The following is an 18,197-nucleotide window of genomic DNA, read 5'->3' on the forward strand; positions in this document are numbered from 1 at the left end:
GAAATTAAACCTGGTTCAGCCGTTGGGCGATAAAAGAGATCAGTTGGCGGGCAATCTTGCCCTTGCTGGTCTGGGCGAAAACGGTAGCGTGCAACTCGCGGTCGATCACGCTGATGGCATTTTCCTCGCTGTTGAAGCCGATGCTCGGGTTGGCGACATCGTTGGCGACAATCAGGTCGAGGTTTTTGTCTTTCAATTTGCGTGCGGCATAGTCCAGCAAATGCTCGGTTTCGGCGGCAAAACCGACGCTGAACGGGCGGTCCTCACGGGTGGCGATGGTCGCCAGGATGTCCGGGTTACGGACCATTTGCAGGAGCAGGCCGTCGCCGCTTGTAGGGTCTTTCTTGAGTTTCTGCGGTGCAACCACCTCGGGGCGGTAGTCCGCTACCGCAGCCGAAGCGATGAACAGGTCGCAGGGAATCGCCGCTTCACAGGCCGCCAGCATGTCGCGGGCGCTGACTACGTCGATTCGGGTGACGCGATCCGGGGTCGGCAGATGCACCGGGCCGGTGATCAACGTCACACGGGCGCCTGCCTCGACCGCCGCTTCCGCCAGGGCAAAGCCCATTTTTCCTGAGCTATGGTTGGTGATGTAGCGCACCGGGTCGATATTTTCCTGGGTCGGGCCGGCGGTGATCAGCACGTGCTTGCCGGTCAGGGCCAGCTGCTGGAAGCAGTCGGCGGCGCAGTGGGCCAGGTCGGTGGCTTCGAGCATGCGGCCCATGCCCACGTCGCCGCAGGCCTGGCTGCCGGAGGCCGGGCCGAAAACCTTGAGGCCGCGGCTTTGCAGGAGTTGGGTGTTGGCCTGGGTGGCCGGGTCGCGCCACATGGCCTGGTTCATGGCCGGTGCGATGGCGACGGTGGCGTCGGTGGCCAGCACCAGGGTGGTCAGCAGGTCGTCGGCAATGCCTTGGGCCAGGCGGGCGATCAGGTCGGCGGTGGCCGGGGCGATCAGCACCAGGTCGGCCCACTTGGCCAGCTCGATGTGGCCCATGGCGGCTTCGGCCGCAGGGTCCAGCAGGTCGAGGTGAACCGGGTGGCCGGACAAGGCCTGCATGGTCAACGGGGTGATGAATTCACTGCCGCCACGGGTCATGACCACGCGCACTTCGGCGCCTTGGTCGAGAAGCCTGCGAACCAGCTCTGCGCTCTTGTAGGCGGCAATGCCGCCGCCGACGCCGAGAACGATGCGTTTCCGATACAGACGCTGCATTGGCTTGCCTTTCCAGTTCAGTGATGGCGTTGCGATGCCCCCTCCCCAGGTGAAATCGCACGCAAAAAGATGGCCTAAGATACCACAGCGTCCGCCATGCAACAGCGGCGCACATGCACACGGAGGTGCCATGAGTATTCGCGATTGGCCTGCGGCAGAGCGTCCGCGGGAGAAGTTGTTGGAGCTGGGAGCGGAGAACCTTTCCGACGCGGAATTGCTGGCGATTTTCCTGCGCACCGGGGTGTCAGGCAAAAGTGCCGTGGACCTGGCGCGCCATCTGCTGGCGCAATTTGGCAGCCTTCGGGCGCTGATGGAGGCGAGGCAGCCGGTGTTCAGCCAGCATTTGGGGTTGGGGCCGGCGAAGTTCGCCCAGCTTCAAGCCGTACTGGAGATGGCGCGCCGTCATTTGGCTGAACGCCTGCGCAACGATTCGGTGCTGGAAAGCCCGGAGGCCGTGCGCGACTACCTCAAGGCACTGCTGCGCCACGAGCCTCACGAGATATTCGGCTGCCTGTTTCTCGACGCCAAGCATCGAGTGCTGGGTTTCGAAAAGCTGTTTCAAGGCACCATCGACAACGCCATCGTCTACCCGCGACAAGTGGTGAAGCGCGCGCTGGACTACAACGCCGCGGCGCTGATCCTGTGCCACAACCATCCTTCCGGCAGCCCCGAGCCCAGCATCGCTGATCGAAAATTGACCAAGGTGCTGCAAAAGGCGCTGGAGATGGTGGACGTGCGTGTGCTGGACCACATCATTGTGGGGGAGGGTGACCCGCTGTCGATGGCGGAATTTGGGTGGATGTAGGGGCTGGCATGCCAGCCCCTGGCAGGGGTCAGGGCTTGACGCTGACCTTGGAGTAATCCTGGCGCCCGAACGGGCTCACCTGATACCCCTCGACATTCTTGCGGGTCAGCGCAAACGCGGTCGGGTGCGCCAGTGGCAGCCAGAGCGCCTGTTGCTGGATCTGCGCCTGGGCCTGCTGGTACAGCTTGCTGCGCACGCCTTGTTCGCTGGTGGTCTTGCCGGCGCTGATCAGCTTGTCCAGCGCCGGGTCGCAGTAGCGGGCAAAGTTGGTGCCGGACTTCACGGCCGCGCAGGAGAACTGCGGCGTCAGGAAGTTATCCGGGTCGCCGTTGTCACCGGCCCAGCCCATGAACAGCAAGTCGTGCTCGCCGGCCTTGGCGCGGCGGATCAGTTCGCCCCACTCGATCACACGGATTTCAGCCTGGATGCCGACCTTGGCCAGGTCCGCCTGCAGCAGTTGTGCGCCCAGGCTGGGGTTGGGGTTCAGCAGGCTGCCCGACGGCCGGGTCCAGATCGTGGTCTTGAAGCCATCCTTGAGCCCGGCGCGATCCAGCAGTTGCTTGGCCTTGGCAATGTCCTGCGGATAGCCCGGCAGGTCCTTGGCATAGCTCCAGGTATTGGGTGGGTAAGGGCCGTTGGCGGCTTCGGCGGTGCCTTCGAATACGGCCTTCAGATAGCTGGCCTTGTCGAAGGCCAGGTTGATCGCCTGGCGAACTTCCGGCTTGTCCAGTGGCGGATGCTGGCTGTTGATGGCGACAAACGCGGTCATGAAGGCCGCGGTTTTCTCGATCTTCAGGTCGGCGTCTTTCTGGGCGGCATCAATATCCAGGGGCTTGGGCGACAAGGCGATCTGGCACTCGTCGCGACGCAGTCTCTGCAGGCGCACGTTGGCGTCCGGGGTGATCGCAAAGATCAGGTTATCCACCGCAGGCTTGCCGGCGAAGTAATCCGGGTTGGCCTTGTAGCGAATCGTCGCGTCCTTCTGGAAGCGCCCGAAAATGAACGGCCCGGTGCCGATAGGCTGGCTGTTGAGCTTCTCCGGGGTGCCGGCCTTGAGCAGTTTGTCGGCATATTCCGCCGGGTAGATCGAGGCAAAGCCCATGCTCAAGGCGGCGAGGAAGGTCGAATCGGCGTGGTCCAGGGTGAAGCGCACGGTCAGCGGGTCGAGGGCGTCGATCTTCTTGATCAGCGTGGGCAACTGCAGCGACTGGGCGTGGGGGAAGCCGCTCTGGGCGATCTTGTGCCAGGGGTTGGCCGGGTCGAGCATGCGCTCGAAGCTGAAGCGCACGTCTTCGGCGGTCAGGCTGCGGCTTGGCGTGAAGTAGTCAGTACGGTGGAATTTAACGTCCGGGTGCAGCTTGAAGGTGTAGGTGAGGCCATCCGGCGACACTTCCCAGCTGTCCGCGAGGCTCGGGACCAGCTTGCCGCTGGTGGCGTCGAAGTCCACCAGGCGGTTCATCAATACGTCTGCCGAAGCGTTGGTGGTAGTCAGCGAGTTGTATTGCACCACGTCGAAGCCTTCGGGGCTGGCTTCGGTGCAGACGCTCAGGGTAGTGGCCGCCTGGGCGTGTGCAGCAATAAAAAGAGGGGCTAGCAATAGCGGTAGGGCAGCGAGGCGCATATTCGGTTTCCTTTGCAGATCGAAGGCCCATCTGCGAGTGCAGTCTGGAAAAGTCCTACCGTAGTGGGCTGATTGACAAATGACTAGCCCATTTTTGCCTGTGCTTTTGCCGCAAATACTGTTTTGATGGCGCCTCAGGTCGTTTTGCCGAGCACTTTGCAGTGCGCGCGGGCGCTGTAAATCATTCTGTGCGACGAGCGGTTAGCTTCTATAGCGGCCCACCCTGGCAACGGTTCAGGCGTCCATGGCCTGGATTTACGCGTATAAAAGTACACGGCCTGTTGTTGCACTGGGGTCTTTCTGGTATAAAGCAGCGCTCTTTTCTAGGGGCCCGGTTCCTTCGCTAGTAGGTGTAGCCGGTAAGACCCTAAAGAAACGCGGCGCCTGGCGCCAAATGACTGAGAGATTAAGCGGCCAACCCATGCCGGGTTGGGCATGTGGTTTTAGAGGGCTGAGGCATGTCGAGAGTCTGTCAAGTTACCGGTAAGGGTCCGGTGACTGGGAATAACATTTCCCACGCAAACAACAAAACCCGTCGTCGTTTCCTGCCAAACCTGCAGCATCACCGCTTTTGGGTTGAAGAAGAGAAACGTTTTGTTCGTCTGCGCGTATCTGCCAAAGGCATGCGTGTTATCGACAAGCGCGGCATCACTGTCGTGCTGGCCGAACTGCGCCGCGACGGCAAAATCTAAGGAGCTAAATCATGCGTGAATTGATTCGAATGATCTCTAGCGCCGGTACTGGTCACTTCTACACTACCGACAAGAACAAGCGTACTACCCCGGACAAGCTCGAAAAGAAAATGTTCGACCCGCGCGTTCGCAAGCACGTGATCTACAAAGAAGGCAAAATCAAGTAATTGGTTTTCTTTCTTGTGAAAAAAAGCCCGTATCTCACGATGCGGGCTTTTTTTTGTGCCTGTTAAATGATCAGGCCTTTTCTTCGAACACCACGTAGATCTTGCGGCAGGGTTCCAGCACTTCCCAGGTGCCGCTGAAGCCGGCCGGAATGACGAAGCGATCACCGGCCCGCAAGGTCTTGGCGTTGCCGTCGGCATCGCGCAACACCGAAACACCCTGCACGATCTCGCAATACTCATGCTCGGTGTAGTTGACCTTCCACTGTCCGACTTCACCTTCCCAGACCCCGGCGCTCATCTGGCCGCACGGACTGTTGTAGTGGTTGTAGACGGTTTGCTCCGGGTCGCCCTTGAGGATTTTCTCCGCAGCCGGACGGTAGCGATCAGGCTCGGTCCTGGCCTGGCTGAAGTCGACGATATTCTGGATGTTCATGGGCGTGTCCCGTCTGGCCTGCGGTTGGAGAGCTCAAAGTCTATGTTTATTAAAATGAACATCGCAAGGGCGTTTGCTGCCGTTATGTCAAATATATTGAAACATCCATCGCCGCTGGTTTAGGGTGGCAGCTGCCTTGAGCCGAACAGCTGGCTGGCCGGGCAAGAATTCTTCGAAGGTGCCTGGGTACATCGCCCGGCCCTTGTATTCAATAAGAGGAGGACACTCGCATGACCACCCTGACCCGTGCCGACTGGGAACAACGCGCCAAGGATCTGAAGATCGAAGGCCGCGCCTACATCAATGGCGAATACACCGCCGCCGTTTCCGGCGACACGTTCGAATGCCTGAGCCCAGTCGATGGCCGCCTGCTGGCAACCGTTGCCAGCTGTGACGTCGCCGACGCCCAGCGTGCCGTAGAAAACGCCCGTGCCACGTTCAATTCCGGTGCCTGGTCGCGCCTGGCGCCAGCCAAGCGCAAAGCCACCATGATCCGTTTCGCCGGCCTGCTCAAGGCCAACGCCGAAGAGCTGGCACTGCTTGAAACCCTGGACATGGGCAAGCCGATCAGCGACTCCCTGAACATCGACGTCCCAGGCGCGGCGCAAGCGCTGAGCTGGAGCGGCGAGGCCATCGACAAGATCTACGATGAAGTCGCAGCCACCCCTCACGACCAGCTGGGCCTTGTGACCCGTGAGCCCGTCGGCGTTGTCGCGGCCATCGTGCCGTGGAACTTCCCGCTGATGATGGCCTGCTGGAAACTCGGGCCGGCGTTGTCCACCGGTAACTCGGTGATCCTCAAGCCATCTGAAAAATCACCGCTGACTGCCATCCGCATCGCTGCCCTCGCGGTTGAAGCCGGCATCCCGAAAGGCGTGTTCAACGTGCTGCCGGGTTATGGCCACACCGTGGGTAACGCCCTGGCGCTGCACATGGACGTCGACACCCTGGTGTTCACCGGTTCCACCAAGATCGCCAAGCAACTGCTGATTCGCTCCGGCGAGTCGAACATGAAGCGCGTCTGGCTGGAAGCTGGCGGCAAGAGCCCGAACATCGTGTTTGCCGATGCCCCGGACCTGCAAGCCGCCGCCGAGTCCGCGGCCGGCGCCATCGCCTTCAACCAGGGCGAAGTGTGCACCGCCGGTTCGCGCCTGCTGGTGGAGCGTTCGATCAAGGATAAATTCCTGCCGCTGGTGATCGAGGCCCTCAAGGCCTGGAAGCCGGGCAACCCGCTCGACCCGGCCACCACGGTCGGTGCGCTGGTGGATACCCAGCAGATGAACACCGTGCTGTCGTACATCGAAGCCGGGCATGCCGATGGCGCCAAGCTGGTGGCCGGCGGCAAGCGCACGCTGCAGGAAAGCGGTGGCACCTATGTCGAGCCGACGATTTTCGACGGCGTGACCAACGCCATGAAGATCGCCCAGGAAGAAATCTTCGGCCCGGTGCTGTCGGTGATTGCCTTCGACAGCGTGGAAGAAGCCATTGCGATCGCCAACGACACCCAATACGGCCTGGCCGCTGCGGTGTGGACGTCGAACATCTCCAAGGCGCACCTGACTGCCAAGGCCCTGCGTGCCGGCAGCGTATGGGTCAACCAGTACGATGGCGGCGACATGACCGCACCGTTCGGTGGTTTCAAGCAGTCGGGTAACGGCCGCGACAAGTCGCTGCACGCGTTCGACAAGTACACCGAGCTTAAGGCGACCTGGATCAAGTTGTAAGCCTCCAGGAACACCGCTGTAAAAAATGTGGGAGCGGGCTTGCTCGCGAATGAGGTATCACAGTCGCTGATGTATTGACTGGTACACCGCATTCGCGAGCAAGCCCGCTCCCACACTGTTTTGTATGATCTCCAAGTAATCCACAGGAGCGTGGAAATGCGTTGGGCGACCTATTTCGCCGTGTTGGCGTCGGTCTTGAGCGTGGGCCTTGCCTTGGGCGTGAGCATGCCGCTGGTGTCCCTGCGCCTGGAAAGCTGGGGCTATGGCAGCTTCGCCATCGGAGTCATGGCGGCGATGCCGGCCTTCGGTGTGCTACTGGGTGCCAAGGTCTCCAGCGGCCTGGCCTCGCGCCTGGGCACGGCGAACCTGATGCGCCTGTGCCTGTGGGCGGGGGCGATTTCCATCGGCTTGCTGGCGGTATTGCCCAGCTACCCGGTATGGCTGGTGTTGCGGCTGATGATCGGGGTGATCCTGACCATCGTGTTTATCCTCGGCGAAAGCTGGATCAACCAACTGGTGATCGAACGCTGGCGCGGCCGTCTGGTGGCGCTGTATGGCTGCAGCTATGCCTTGAGCCAGCTGTCGGGCCCGTTGCTGCTGGGCGCGCTGGGTACGGACAACGATATTGGCTTCTGGGTGGGTGTCGGTCTGCTGACGTGCTCGCCGATCCTGCTGCTGGGCCGTTCCGGTGCGCCGACTGCCGAGTCTTTCAGCGTGACCTTTGGCGACCTGCTGCGCTTCTGCCAGGGCTTGCCGGCGATTGCCTGGGCGGTGGCGTTGTTCGCCGCATTCGAGGCGATGATTCTTACGTTGTTGCCGGTGTATTGCCTGCAACAGGGTTTCACCGCCGAGATTGCTCTGGCGATGGTCAGCACGGTGGTGGTCGGTGATGCGTTGCTGCAACTGCCGATTGGCGCGCTGGCGGACTACCTGCCTCGGCGCACGCTGTTTCTCGGCTGCGCGCTGATGCTGCTGGTGACGAGCCTGGCGATTCCGCTGTTGCTCGATACGCTGATGATCTGGCCGGTGTGGGTGCTGTTCGGGGCCAGCGCCGGCGGGTTATTCACCCTGTCGCTGATCCTGATTGGCGAGCGCTACCGCGACGACGCACTGGTGCGCGCCAATGCGCATATCGCGCAGCTGTGGGGCATTGGCTGCCTGATCGGCCCGCTGGTGGCCGGTGCCGGCAGCCAGTGGATCAGCGGGCATGCGTTGCCGTTGTTGATGGCGGCGGGGGCGTTGGGGTTGGTGATCCTGTTGCTGCGCCAAGGTGCGTTCGGCGCCGCACAAACCGCCTGAACTTGAAATGCGATCACCTGTGGGAGCCGGGCTTGCCCGCGATGGCGGAGTGTCAGCACCGGATACGTAAACTGACACTCCGCCATCGCAGGCAAGCCAGCTCCCACAGGTCCCGTCGCTGTTCTTAAAGCATGCGTTCCAGCCCGACGGATGTGGCAAACCAGGCATTGAACCGGCGCCACCAACTGCCGGGTTCGCGGGTCAGGGTGTGCAGTTGGCCGTTGTCTTCGGTCACCCATACCACCTGGCCATCCTGCAGCTTCGCCTGGTAGCTCAACGGGGGCGCCATGCCCTCCAGTGCCAGGTTGCGCACGTGTTCCGCCAGTTCGGGACTGTCCACCAGCACCCCGACTTCGGTGTTCCACAGCACCGAGCGCGGGTCGAAGTTGAATGAGCCGATGAAGGATTTCTCCCGATCAAAGATGATCGCCTTGCTGTGCAGGCTGGAATCCGAACCGTGGAATGTACCTTTGCGGAACAGATGAGGGCCGCTGCCGCCACCGTCTCCGGGCTGGCGACGCAACTCGTATAGCTTCACCCCGTGTTCCAGCAGCGCCTTGCGATAGGGCGCATAACCGCCGTGCACGGCCGGTACGTCGGTGGCTTCCAGGGAATTGGTCAGCAGGCTTACCGATACGCCGGCGTCCGCGCGACCGGTCAGGTACACCAGGCCAGGCTGGCCTGGAACGAAGTAAGCCGAAATCATCATCAGCTCATGGCTGACACCTTCCAGCTCGGGCGCCAGTTGGGTGGTCAGCAGCAGCCGTGGATCCGGATCGGCCTTGGCCAGCACCTTGCTCGGCGCATCCCACAGTGCCTGGTTCCAGGCCCAGATCAGCTCACGGCGCCAGATGTCCATGCGCGGCTGGGTCTTGTAGGTGCGCAGGCGGTTGTACAGGGCATGGTTTTGTTGGCGAGACTCGGCAAGGGAATCTTCCAGGCGTACGCGGGCACTGGCCAGGTCGCCTTTGGAAGCGCTGCTGACGAAGTCACCAATGGGTTTGCTCAGGGCACTGTTCCAGTACTGATCGAAACTGTGGCCCAGTTGCTCGGCCACCGGGCCCACGCTGAGCATGTCGATATCGGTGAAGTTGAGGTTGGGCTCGGCGTCGAAATACTCATCCCCCAGGTTGCGCCCGCCGACGATGGCCACGCTGTTGTCTGCCAGCCACAGCTTGTTGTGCATGCGCCGGTGTTGCAGCGACAGGTCGAACAGCCGTGCCATGGCCCGCGTCACGCCGGTGCTGCGGCCCAGGTGCAGCGGGTTGAACAGGCGAATCTGGATCTGCGGGTGGGCGGCGAGGGTGGCGATGATCTGGTCCAGGCCGTCGCTGGTGGTGTCGTCCAGCAGGATGCGCACGCGCACGCCACGGTCGGCGGCCTTGAGCAGTTCATCCACGAGCATGCGGGTGCTGATGCCGTCGTGGACGATGTAGTACTGCAAGTCGAGGCTGGTCTGGGCGTTGCGGATCAGTTCGGCGCGGGCCATGAAGGCTTCGCTGCTGTTGGGCAGCAGGCGGAACCCGGAGCGGCCTTTGTAGGGAGCGGCCTGGGCCTGGATCGAGCGGCCGAAGGAAGATTCGCTGGCCGGCAGCGCCTCGCTGGGTGTGCGTGGCGCGTCGATGGTGGCGCAGCCGCCCAGGGCCAGGATGCCCAGCAGGAAAAACGGTAATAGCCGGTGGGTCATCAATGACATGGGTTCCGAATCAGGGCGATTGTCGGCATATGACGGCTATTTCCCGTAAAAGGTCAGTCCATCGCTTCGGCCAGCAACCGGATGGCGGTCGCGCCGACCTTGCGTACAGCCTCTTCAATCTGCGGCGTTGGTTTGGCAGCGTAGTTCATGCGCAGGCAGTTCCTGTACTTGCCGGAGGCGGAAAAGATACTTCCCACGGCAATCTGTACACCTTCATCCACCAGCAGCCGGTTGAGTTTCAGGGTATCGAAGCCTTCCGGCAGTTCCACCCACAGCATGAAACTGCCCTGGGGGCGGCTGGCGCGGGTGCCCGCCGGGAAATAGCGGCTGACCCAATCGAGCATCAGGTCGCGATTGCGCTGGTATTGCGTGCGCATCCGCCGCAAATGTGGCTCGAAATGTCCACCTTTCAGAAACTCGGCAATTGCGATCTGCGGCTGGGTCGCGGTGGAGCCGGTGCTGATGTATTTCATGTGCAGCACACGCTCCAGATAGCGACCGGGTGCGACCCAGCCAATCCGCAGGCCGGGTGCGAGGGTCTTCGAGAAAGAGCTGCACAGTACGACGCGGCCATCTTCGTCGAAGGACTTGATGGTGCGTGGCCGCGGGTAGCTGTAGGCCAGTTCGCCATACACGTCGTCTTCGATGATCGCCACGTCAAAGCGCTGGGCCAGGGTCAGCAGTGCGCGTTTGCGCGACTCCGGCATGATGTAGCCCAGTGGGTTGTTGCAGTTGGGGGTCAACTGTATGACTTTGATCGGCCATTGTTCCAGTGCCAGTTCCAGCGCTTCCAGGCTGATACCGGTGAGTGGGTCGGTGGGGATTTCCAGGGCTTTCATGCCCAGGCCCTTCAGTGTTTGCATGGCGCCGTGGAAGCTTGGCGAGTCGACGGCAACGATGTCGCCGGGCTCGCAAATGGCGTGGATGCTGGCAGACAGGGCCTCGTGGCAGCCGGTGGTGATCACCAGGTCCTGGGGCGTCAGTTGGCAGCCTGAATCGAGCATCAGGCGGGCAATCTGTTCACGCAGGTCCAGGTTGCCGTGGATAGTGTCGTAATACAGCCCCGGCATGTCCTGGCGCCGACTGATCCGAGCGAGGCTGCGTAGCAGGGGTTTCATGGTCGGCGACAATACATCCGGCATGCCCCGGCCCAACTGTATGGCGTCTTTGCGTGGCACCGTGCGGATCAGCTCCAGCACTTGGTCCCACTGGGAAATTTCCACCGGGCGCTGGGCCGGGCGGCCTACGGCGGGCAATGCCGGCAAGTCGCGGCCCACCGGTACGAAGTAGCCGGATTTGGGTTTGGGCATCGCCAGGCCGTTGTCTTCCAGTACGCGGTAGGCCTGCTGCACGGTGCTCAGGCTGACCCCATGCTCCACACTCAAGGCCCGAACTGACGGCAATCTGTCGCCCGGGCGATAGAAGCCCTGCTCGATGCGCGTGCCCAACAGTTCGGCGAGGTTGACGTATAGGGTCATGGCGGTGCTTCCCGGTTACCAGTACAGATAGGCTGAAAATACAGGATTCAGCGGCCGATAGGCAGTATCTGTATGGATTTAATACAGGGTGGTTGAATCTGTCATGGTTTTACGCGCCGGCTCATCCTACGTACTCATGGCAACACGTTAATGAGGGGCAGGAAAATGAGCGGTATGAGCGATGTGCGGTTGGCGTTACACAGTCAGGAACTGGAAGCCGGGCAGGAGCGGCGCATGGCGGCGCGTACCAAGGCCCCCACACTCAGTTCATGGGCGTTGTTCTGGCACCGCATGCATACGCGCAAAACCTTGCTGGAGCTGACCCCCGAGCAACTGCGAGACGTGGGCCTGAGTGCCGAGCAGGCGCGCCGGGAAGGCTTGAAGCCCTTCTGGCGCGGCTGATTCAGACCAGTTCTTTCAATCGGTGCCAGAGCATTCCCAGCGCCAGCAGCGGCGAGCGCAAATGCTTGCCGCCCGGGAAAGTGATGTGCGGCACCTTGGCAAACAGATCAAAGCGCCCGCTTTGCTGGCCGCTGATGGCTTCGCCCAACAGTTTGCCTGCCAGGTGGGTGGCGTTGAGGCCATGGCCGGCATAGGCCTGGGCGAAATACACATTGGGCTGGTCGGCCAGTCGGCCAATCTGCGGCAGGCGGTTGGCGCCAATGCCGATCATCCCGCCCCACTGGTAGTCGATTTTCACGTTGGCCAGTTGTGGGAACACCTGCAGCATTTTCGGACGCATATAGGCACCGATGTCCTTCGGATCCCGTCCGGAGTAATGGCAGGCACCGCCGAACAGCAAGCGTCGGTCGGCTGACAGCCGGAAGTAGTCCACCGTCACCCGCTGGTCGCACACCGCCATGTTCTGTGGCAGCAACTCGGCTGCCTGGGCTTCGCTCAACGGCTCGGTGGCGATGATGTAGCTGCCGGCGGGCAGCACCTTGCCGCTCAGGTGCGGGTTGAGGCCGTTCAAATAAGCATTGCAGCCCAGCACCAGGGTCTTGGCGCGCACGTTGCCCTGAGCGGTGTGAACGTTAACCTCCGGGCCGTAATCGATCCGCACCGCCTCGGAATGCTCGAACAACTGGACGCCCAACTGCTGTGCAGCGGCTGCCTCGCCGAGGGCCAGGTTCAGCGGGTGCATGTGGCCGGAGCCCATGTCGATCATGCCACCAACATAGCGGTTGGAACCGATCACGCTGCGCATTTCGCCCGCTTGCAGCAGGCGCACTTCGTGGCGATAACCGAGGCTTCGCAGCTCTTCGGCGTCGGCGGCCAGGTGTTCCAGGTCGCGGGGTTTGTTGGCCAGGTCGCAGTAGCCCCAGGTCAGGTCGCAGGCGATATGCGAACGTTCGACCCGCTGGCGTACGATTTCCACGGCTTCCAGGCCCATCAGTTTCATCTGGCGCACGCCCTCGGCGCCGATGACGTTGGTGAACTGATCCAGGCCATGACCGACGCCACGAATCAGTTGCCCGCCATTGCGCCCGCTGGCGCCCCAGGCAATCTTGCGGGCTTCCAGCAGGACCACGCTGAAACCCCGTTCGGCCAGTTCCAGAGCGGTGTTGAGCCCCGAAAAGCCGCCGCCGACCACGCACACATCGGCCACGATTTCACCTGTCAGCACCGGATAATCAGGCTGCGGGAAACTGCTGGCGGCGTAGTAGGAATTGGCGTGCCGGGCGCTGGCGGTCATGGGGAGCATCCCTGTTTGGAAAATTTGACGCAGGATACAGCGGTCGGGCGAAGCTGTCTCACCGGGGGCTTTTAGGGCAGAATCCACGCCTATTCGCCGTTCGGTCCCTGTGTCGATGAGTTGCAACAGTCAGAAAGTCAACGCGCTGCGCCGGCAGATTCCCTCGTTCGAGTGTGTCCCGGGTTGCCACGACTGCTGTGGGCCGGTGACCACGTCCCCCGAGGAAATGTCGCGCCTGCCGCGCAAGACCGCTGCCGAGCAGGAAGCGGCGATGGACGAGCTCAACTGCGTGCACCTCGGTCCCAATGGCTGCACCGTGTACGACGAGCGCCCGCTGATTTGCCGCTTGTTCGGCACCACGCCGACCTTGCCATGCCCCAACGACCGCCGCCCGGTGGAGTTGATCCACCCACGGGTGGAAAAGCAGATTCATGCGTACATGGCGTCGACGCGTCAGGTATTGGTCTAGCGGATGTCCCCGATCAACTAGTGTGGGAGCGGGCTTGCTCGCGAATGCGGTGGATCAGTCAATACATCAGGTGACTGACACTCCGCATTGGCGAGCAAGCCCGCTCCCACATTGGCCTGTGGTGCTGTCTTAATCCGGGATCGGCAGGTTCAGGCTCTCTTTCACCTCTTCCATCACGATATAGCTCTTGGACTCCCGTACGTGGGGCAGCTTGAGCAGGATATCGCCGAGCAATTTGCGGTACGACGCCATCTCCGAAATGCGCGCCTTCACCAGATAGTCGAAATCCCCCGACACCAGGTGGCACTCCAGCACGTGGGGCAGTTTCAGCACGGCGCGTCGGAATTCTTCAAAGGTGTCGCCGGACTTGTAGTCGAGGCTGATCTCGACAAACACCAGCAGGCTACCCTTCAAATGCTGCGGGTTGAGCCGGGCGTTGTAGCCCATGATGATCCCTTCGCGCTCCAGGCGCCGGACCCGCTCGGTGCACGGCGTGGTCGATAGCCCGACCTTTTCCCCCAGTTCAGTAAACGAAATTCGCCCGTCGGCCTGCAGGATGCGCAGGATGTTGCGGTCGATCTTGTCCAGCTCCCGCTTGGTCTGAGTGTTGGTCCGCATAGGGGATGCTCCTCCGTGAAAAGGGTTTTTGCCGAGAATTGTCGCCAAATATAGGCAGTTATATAGTGAAATGCACTGGTGATTGCTTTTTATACTGCCCACATCTTTGTGCTGAACAACAAACGTCAGCGGTCAAGCCGTGATGAGGGAATAAAAATGCGCGTTCTGGTCTTGGGTAGCGGTGTCATTGGCGTGGCCAGTGCCTACTATTTGGCACGAGCTGGTTTTGAAGTGGTCGTGGTCGACCGTCAGCCGGCTGTGGCCATGGAGACCAGTTTCGCCAACGCCGGGCAGATCTCGCCAGGCTACGCCTCGCCATGGGCTGCGCCGGGTGTGCCGCTCAAGGCCATCAAGTGGCTGCTGGAGCGCCACGCGCCCCTGGCGATCAAGGCCACCGCCGATATCGACCAGTACCTGTGGATGGCGCAGATGCTGCGCAACTGCACCGCCAGCCGTTATGCGGTGAACAAGGAGCGTATGGTGCGCCTGTCCGAATACAGCCGCGATTGCATCGACGAGCTGCGTGCCGAGACCGGCATCGCCTACGAAGGGCGCACTTTGGGGACTACCCAACTGTTCCGTACGCAGGCTCAGCTGGACGGTGCTGCCAAGGACATCGCGGTATTGAAAGAGTCCGGTGTGCCTTACGAGCTGCTGGACCGCGCCGGGATTGCCCGCGTCGAGCCGGCCCTGGCGAGCGTCACCGATATTCTTGCCGGTGCCCTGCGCCTGCCGAACGACCAAACCGGCGACTGTCAGATGTTTACCACCCGCCTTGCCGGCATGTGCAAGCAACTGGGTGTCGAATTCCGCTTCGAGCAAGATATCCAGCGCCTGGACTACGCCGGTGACCGGATCAACGGCGTGTGGATCGACGGCAAGCTGGAAACTGCCGACCGCTACGTGCTGGCCCTCGGCAGCTACTCGCCGAAATTGCTCAAGCCGCTGGGAATCAAGGCGCCGGTGTACCCGCTCAAGGGTTACTCGATGACCGTGCCGATCACCAACCCGGCGATGGCCCCGACCTCGACCATTCTCGATGAGACCTACAAGGTCGCGATCACCCGTTTCGACAACCGTATCCGCGTCGGTGGCATGGCCGAGATAGCCGGTTTTGACCTGTCGCTGAACCCGCGTCGGCGGGAAACCCTGGAGATGATCGTCAACGACCTTTATCCTCAGGGCGGTGATTTGAGCCAGGCCAGTTTCTGGACCGGCCTGCGCCCGACCACGCCAGACGGCACGCCGATTGTCGGTGCTACCCCGTTCAAAAACCTGTTCCTGAACACCGGCCACGGCACCCTCGGTTGGACCATGGCCTGTGGCTCTGGTCGTTTGCTGGCCGACCTGATGGCGAAGAAAACCCCGCAAATCAGTGCCGAAGGCCTCGATATTTCCCGTTATGGCAACCACCAGGAGTCCGCAAAACATGTCAATCCAGCGCCAGCTCACCAATGAGCGCATGAGCCAGATCGTTGTTCACAGCGGTACCGTGTATCTGGCAGGGCAGGTCGGCGACGACATGAGTGCCGGGATTGAACAGCAGACCCGCGAAACCCTCGTCAACATCGAGCGTTTGCTGGACCTGGCCGGTACCGACAAGACCAAGTTGCTGTCGGTGACCATCTACCTGAAAGACATTGACGCCGATTTCGCCGGGATGAACGCGGTATGGGACAAGTGGCTGCCAAAAGGCGTCGCGCCGGCCCGTGCCACGGTTGAAGCGAAACTCTGCGAACCGGAAATCCTGGTGGAGCTGTCGGTTGTGGCCGCTCTGCCGTAAGCAAAAAATCCTCTCCCGGTGCCTGCGTTGTCAGCGGGTACCGGTTTTTTCTTCCCACCGCCGCCTAGAAGCCTGCCGCCATGCGTCCTGCCCGTGCCCTGATCGACCTCCAAGCCCTGCGCCATAACTACCAACTGGCCCGTGAAGTCACGGGTGGGGCCAAGGCCCTCGCCGTGATCAAGGCCGATGCCTACGGCCACGGTGCCGTGCGTGTTGCCCAGGCGCTGGAAGCCGAGGCGGACGGGTTTGCCGTGGCCTGCATCGAGGAAGCGCTGGAGCTGCGGGCCGCCGGGATTCGCGGGCCGGTGCTGTTGCTCGAAGGTTTTTTCGAAGCCGACGAGCTGCCGCTGATCATCGAGCATGATTTCTGGTGCGTGGTGCATTCGCTGTGGCAGCTGGACGCGATTGAACAGGCGCAACTCAGCAAGCCGCTGACCGTCTGGCTCAAGCTTGATTCGGGCATGCACCGCGTTGGCTTGCACCCCAAGGATTATCACGACGCTTACCAGCGCCTGCTGGCCAGCGGCAAAGTCGCGAAGATCGTGCTGATGAGCCACTTCGCCCGCGCCGATGAGCTGGACAGCACCAGCAGCGAAGAGCAAGTAGCGGTGTTTGAAGCGGCGCGCCAGGGCTTGTCGGCCCAGGTCAGCCTGCGCAACTCGCCGTCGGTGCTGGGCTGGCCGAACGTTTCCAGTGACTGGGTACGCCCGGGCATCATGCTCTACGGCGCCACGCCGTTTGGCGAAGGCCAGGCCATCGCCGCGCGTTTGCAGCCGGTGATGACCCTCGAATCGAAAGTCATCTGCGTACGTGAACTGCCGGCCGGCGAACCTGTGGGCTACGGCGCCAGGTTCATCACCCCGAAACCGATGCGCATCGGGGTAGTTGCCATGGGCTACGCCGACGGCTACCCGCGCCACGCACCCACCGGCACCCCGGTGCTGGTGGCCGGCCAGCGCAGCCAGTTGCTGGGCCGTGTGTCGATGGACATGCTGTGTGTCGACCTGACCGACGTGCCCCAGGCCGGGCTCGGTTCCACCGTCGAATTGTGGGGCAAAAACATCCTCGCCAGTGACGTTGCCACCGCCGCCGACACCATTCCGTACCAGATCTTCTGCAACCTGCGCCGAGTGCCACGGCTCTATTCCGGCGCTTGAGCGGCACCCACGAATGGCAGATCCCGGGATTTAGGCCAAAGTGTTGTAAATACTGAACGCTGTCGCCATGATAACGCTCAATTACAACAACGCCTGAATCCTAGGAGGCTCCTGCATTGGACGTCGGCGAACGACTGCAATCCATCCGTAAACTGAAAGGTCTTTCCCAGCGTGAGCTAGCCAAGCGCGCGGGCGTCACCAACAGCACCATTTCGATGATCGAAAAAAACAGTGTCAGCCCCTCCATCAGCTCCTTGCGCAAGGTGCTGGGCGGCATTCCCATGTCGATGGTGGAGTTCTTTTCCGAGGAGATCCTCCAGGAAAAACCGACCCAGATCGTCTATAAAGCCAATGAGCTGATCGATATCTCCGACGGCGCCGTCACCATGAAACTGGTGGGCCGCGCGCATCCGAGCCGGGCGATTGCGTTCCTCAACGAGATCTACCCGCCAGGTGCTGATACCGGCGAAGAGATGCTCACCCATGAGGGCGAGGAAACCGGGATCCTGGTGGAAGGTCGCCTGGAACTGGTGGTCGGCCTTGAAACTTTTGTGCTCGAAGCCGGCGATAGCTACTACTTTGAAAGCACCAAGCCGCACCGTTTTCGCAATCCGTTCGAAGTGCCGGCGCGACTAATCAGCGCAGCCACACCCGCGAACTTTTAAGAAAAGAGGCGTCCTGCCTATGTCGCAGAGACGCCCGTAGCAGCATTCTGCCTTGCTGAATCTCCCCTTGGTTAATAGGGTTGTTTCGGCGGGGCGGGCTAACCGTTATACTTTCGCCGCCTGCGAAACCGTGGCCGCAGGCGTGAATAGCCACCATTGAGGGTGAACGCGTGAACCTAATTATGAAAATGCTGGCTGCACCAGCAACCGTACTGGCCCTATGGGCTGTCAGCGCTCAAGCTGCGACCAATGATGAAATTGCCAAGCGCCTGGAGCCTGTAGGCCAGGTGTGCGTCCAGGGGCAAGAGTGCAAGGGGATGGAAGTGGCAGTGGCTGCGGGCGGCGGCGGCGGTGCGAAATCGCCGGATGACGTAATCGCCAAGCACTGCAACGCTTGCCACGGTACCGGCCTGTTGGGCGCACCGAAAATCGGTGACACCGCCGCCTGGAAAGACCGCGCGGACCATCAGGGTGGCCTCGATGGCCTGCTGGCCAAGGCCATTACCGGCTTGAACGCCATGCCGCCAAAAGGCACCTGCGCCGATTGCTCGGATGCCGAGCTTAAAGGCGCGATCGAGAAGATGTCGGGTCTTAAATAAACCGATCTTCGCCAAAAAAGCCGCTGACCAGCGGCTTTTTTGTGCCCGCGATTTGCCTTTTGAGGCTGTTCTTTGCAGCAAA

The 18,197-nt window shown here is 61.6% G+C and carries 19 protein-coding genes; 12 read left to right on the top strand and 7 right to left on the bottom strand.

Annotation, left to right across the window (positions count from 1 at the left end; all coding sequences use genetic code 11):
• Positions 1–4 precede the first annotated feature (4 nt).
• Entirely contained in the window at positions 5–1,213 is a 1,209-nt protein-coding gene (gene coaBC, locus HX814_RS07960) for a bifunctional phosphopantothenoylcysteine decarboxylase/phosphopantothenate--cysteine ligase CoaBC (protein ID WP_177009056.1), read from the bottom strand.
• Positions 1,214–1,343: 130 nt separating this feature from the next.
• On the opposite strand from coaBC, the gene radC reads away from it, so the two are divergent.
• On the top strand, positions 1,344–2,018 hold the full coding sequence (gene radC, locus HX814_RS07965) for a DNA repair protein RadC (protein ID WP_087693709.1): 675 nt from the start codon (positions 1,344–1,346) through the stop codon (positions 2,016–2,018).
• Positions 2,019–2,046: 28 nt separating this feature from the next.
• On the opposite strand, the gene HX814_RS07970 is transcribed toward radC, so the two are convergent.
• A complete protein-coding gene (locus tag HX814_RS07970; protein ID WP_008439424.1) occupies positions 2,047–3,639 on the bottom strand; it encodes an ABC transporter substrate-binding protein in 1,593 nt (530 codons plus the stop codon).
• Between the two features lie 458 nt (positions 3,640–4,097).
• On the opposite strand from HX814_RS07970, the gene rpmB reads away from it, so the two are divergent.
• Complete coding sequence (gene rpmB / locus HX814_RS07975; RefSeq protein ID WP_003213263.1) at positions 4,098–4,331, top strand: 50S ribosomal protein L28; 234 nt, start codon at positions 4,098–4,100, stop codon at positions 4,329–4,331.
• Positions 4,332–4,342: 11 nt separating this feature from the next.
• Entirely contained in the window at positions 4,343–4,498 is a 156-nt protein-coding gene (gene rpmG / locus HX814_RS07980) for a 50S ribosomal protein L33 (protein ID WP_003176906.1), read from the top strand.
• Positions 4,499–4,568: 70 nt separating this feature from the next.
• On the opposite strand, the gene HX814_RS07985 is transcribed toward rpmG, so the two are convergent.
• Positions 4,569–4,931, bottom strand: a complete 363-nt coding sequence (locus tag HX814_RS07985) for a cupin domain-containing protein (RefSeq protein ID WP_003213261.1) — start codon at positions 4,929–4,931, stop codon at positions 4,569–4,571.
• Positions 4,932–5,161: 230 nt separating this feature from the next.
• Between HX814_RS07985 and HX814_RS07990 the strand changes: the two genes are divergently transcribed.
• Together HX814_RS07990 and HX814_RS07995 are read left to right on the top strand one after the other, a co-directional pair.
• Positions 5,162–6,655: an aldehyde dehydrogenase gene (locus HX814_RS07990; RefSeq protein ID WP_003213259.1), complete on the top strand. Its 1,494-nt coding sequence runs from the start codon at positions 5,162–5,164 to the stop codon at positions 6,653–6,655.
• Positions 6,656–6,811: 156 nt separating this feature from the next.
• Positions 6,812–7,954, top strand: a complete 1,143-nt coding sequence (locus HX814_RS07995; protein ID WP_177009057.1) for an MFS transporter — start codon at positions 6,812–6,814, stop codon at positions 7,952–7,954.
• A gap of 124 nt (positions 7,955–8,078) precedes the next feature.
• On the opposite strand, the gene HX814_RS08000 is transcribed toward HX814_RS07995, so the two are convergent.
• A complete protein-coding gene (locus tag HX814_RS08000; RefSeq protein ID WP_003208738.1) occupies positions 8,079–9,641 on the bottom strand; it encodes a phospholipase D family protein in 1,563 nt (520 codons plus the stop codon).
• Between the two features lie 62 nt (positions 9,642–9,703).
• Positions 9,704–11,128, bottom strand: coding sequence for a PLP-dependent aminotransferase family protein (locus HX814_RS08005; RefSeq protein ID WP_177009058.1), 1,425 nt, complete (start codon positions 11,126–11,128; stop codon positions 9,704–9,706).
• A gap of 165 nt (positions 11,129–11,293) precedes the next feature.
• Here HX814_RS08005 and HX814_RS08010 point away from each other — a divergent pair, with 165 nt between their 5' ends.
• Positions 11,294–11,530 (top strand): DUF1127 domain-containing protein, encoded by a 237-nt coding sequence (locus HX814_RS08010; RefSeq protein WP_023659297.1) that lies wholly within the window; start codon positions 11,294–11,296, stop codon positions 11,528–11,530.
• A gap of 1 nt (position 11,531) precedes the next feature.
• On the opposite strand, the gene HX814_RS08015 is transcribed toward HX814_RS08010, so the two are convergent.
• Positions 11,532–12,824, bottom strand: a complete 1,293-nt coding sequence (locus tag HX814_RS08015) for an FAD-binding oxidoreductase (RefSeq protein ID WP_177009059.1) — start codon at positions 12,822–12,824, stop codon at positions 11,532–11,534.
• 115 nt (positions 12,825–12,939) lie between these two features.
• Here HX814_RS08015 and HX814_RS08020 point away from each other — a divergent pair, with 115 nt between their 5' ends.
• A complete protein-coding gene (locus HX814_RS08020) occupies positions 12,940–13,293 on the top strand; it encodes a YkgJ family cysteine cluster protein (RefSeq protein ID WP_003208747.1) in 354 nt (117 codons plus the stop codon).
• A gap of 129 nt (positions 13,294–13,422) precedes the next feature.
• On the opposite strand, the gene HX814_RS08025 is transcribed toward HX814_RS08020, so the two are convergent.
• Positions 13,423–13,911, bottom strand: a complete 489-nt coding sequence (locus HX814_RS08025) for an Lrp/AsnC ligand binding domain-containing protein (protein WP_003206849.1) — start codon at positions 13,909–13,911, stop codon at positions 13,423–13,425.
• Positions 13,912–14,067: 156 nt separating this feature from the next.
• Here HX814_RS08025 and dadA point away from each other — a divergent pair, with 156 nt between their 5' ends.
• The 5 genes from dadA (at position 14,068) to HX814_RS08050 (ending at position 18,115) form a co-directional block, all read left to right on the top strand.
• Positions 14,068–15,369 carry a D-amino acid dehydrogenase gene (gene dadA / locus HX814_RS08030; RefSeq protein WP_177009060.1) on the top strand — a complete coding sequence of 434 codons (1,302 nt, stop codon included), beginning with the start codon at positions 14,068–14,070 and terminating at the stop codon, positions 15,367–15,369.
• A complete protein-coding gene (locus tag HX814_RS08035; RefSeq protein ID WP_003208752.1) occupies positions 15,341–15,694 on the top strand; it encodes a RidA family protein in 354 nt (117 codons plus the stop codon). The genes dadA and HX814_RS08035 overlap by 29 nt, the downstream gene beginning before the upstream one ends.
• Before the next feature lie 80 nt (positions 15,695–15,774).
• Complete coding sequence (alr, locus tag HX814_RS08040; protein ID WP_003208753.1) at positions 15,775–16,851, top strand: alanine racemase; 1,077 nt, start codon at positions 15,775–15,777, stop codon at positions 16,849–16,851.
• A gap of 116 nt (positions 16,852–16,967) precedes the next feature.
• Entirely contained in the window at positions 16,968–17,516 is a 549-nt protein-coding gene (locus tag HX814_RS08045) for a cupin domain-containing protein (RefSeq protein WP_003208755.1), read from the top strand.
• 182 nt (positions 17,517–17,698) lie between these two features.
• Complete coding sequence (locus HX814_RS08050) at positions 17,699–18,115, top strand: cytochrome c5 family protein (protein ID WP_003208757.1); 417 nt, start codon at positions 17,699–17,701, stop codon at positions 18,113–18,115.
• Positions 18,116–18,197: the final 82 nt, after the last annotated feature.

Origin of the sequence: Pseudomonas sp. C8002, assembly GCF_013385765.1 — a bacterium.
Lineage (GTDB): Bacteria > Pseudomonadota > Gammaproteobacteria > Pseudomonadales > Pseudomonadaceae > Aquipseudomonas.

What these genes read in the sequence shown, in the direction of transcription:
- coaBC (WP_177009056.1), bottom strand. Translation starts at nt 1,213, where the DNA reads ATGCAGCGTCTGTATCGGAAACGCATCGTTCTCGGCGTCGGCGGCGGC.
- radC (WP_087693709.1), top strand. Translation starts at nt 1,344, where the DNA reads ATGAGTATTCGCGATTGGCCTGCGGCAGAGCGTCCGCGGGAGAAGTTG.
- HX814_RS07970 (WP_008439424.1), bottom strand. Translation starts at nt 3,639, where the DNA reads ATGCGCCTCGCTGCCCTACCGCTATTGCTAGCCCCTCTTTTTATTGCT.
- rpmB (WP_003213263.1), top strand. Translation starts at nt 4,098, where the DNA reads ATGTCGAGAGTCTGTCAAGTTACCGGTAAGGGTCCGGTGACTGGGAAT.
- rpmG (WP_003176906.1), top strand. Translation starts at nt 4,343, where the DNA reads ATGCGTGAATTGATTCGAATGATCTCTAGCGCCGGTACTGGTCACTTC.
- HX814_RS07985 (WP_003213261.1), bottom strand. Translation starts at nt 4,931, where the DNA reads ATGAACATCCAGAATATCGTCGACTTCAGCCAGGCCAGGACCGAGCCT.
- HX814_RS07990 (WP_003213259.1), top strand. Translation starts at nt 5,162, where the DNA reads ATGACCACCCTGACCCGTGCCGACTGGGAACAACGCGCCAAGGATCTG.
- HX814_RS07995 (WP_177009057.1), top strand. Translation starts at nt 6,812, where the DNA reads ATGCGTTGGGCGACCTATTTCGCCGTGTTGGCGTCGGTCTTGAGCGTG.
- HX814_RS08000 (WP_003208738.1), bottom strand. Translation starts at nt 9,641, where the DNA reads ATGACCCACCGGCTATTACCGTTTTTCCTGCTGGGCATCCTGGCCCTG.
- HX814_RS08005 (WP_177009058.1), bottom strand. Translation starts at nt 11,128, where the DNA reads ATGACCCTATACGTCAACCTCGCCGAACTGTTGGGCACGCGCATCGAG.
- HX814_RS08010 (WP_023659297.1), top strand. Translation starts at nt 11,294, where the DNA reads ATGAGCGGTATGAGCGATGTGCGGTTGGCGTTACACAGTCAGGAACTG.
- HX814_RS08015 (WP_177009059.1), bottom strand. Translation starts at nt 12,824, where the DNA reads ATGACCGCCAGCGCCCGGCACGCCAATTCCTACTACGCCGCCAGCAGT.
- HX814_RS08020 (WP_003208747.1), top strand. Translation starts at nt 12,940, where the DNA reads ATGAGTTGCAACAGTCAGAAAGTCAACGCGCTGCGCCGGCAGATTCCC.
- HX814_RS08025 (WP_003206849.1), bottom strand. Translation starts at nt 13,911, where the DNA reads ATGCGGACCAACACTCAGACCAAGCGGGAGCTGGACAAGATCGACCGC.
- dadA (WP_177009060.1), top strand. Translation starts at nt 14,068, where the DNA reads ATGCGCGTTCTGGTCTTGGGTAGCGGTGTCATTGGCGTGGCCAGTGCC.
- HX814_RS08035 (WP_003208752.1), top strand. Translation starts at nt 15,341, where the DNA reads ATGTCAATCCAGCGCCAGCTCACCAATGAGCGCATGAGCCAGATCGTT.
- alr (WP_003208753.1), top strand. Translation starts at nt 15,775, where the DNA reads ATGCGTCCTGCCCGTGCCCTGATCGACCTCCAAGCCCTGCGCCATAAC.
- HX814_RS08050 (WP_003208757.1), top strand. Translation starts at nt 17,699, where the DNA reads ATGAAAATGCTGGCTGCACCAGCAACCGTACTGGCCCTATGGGCTGTC.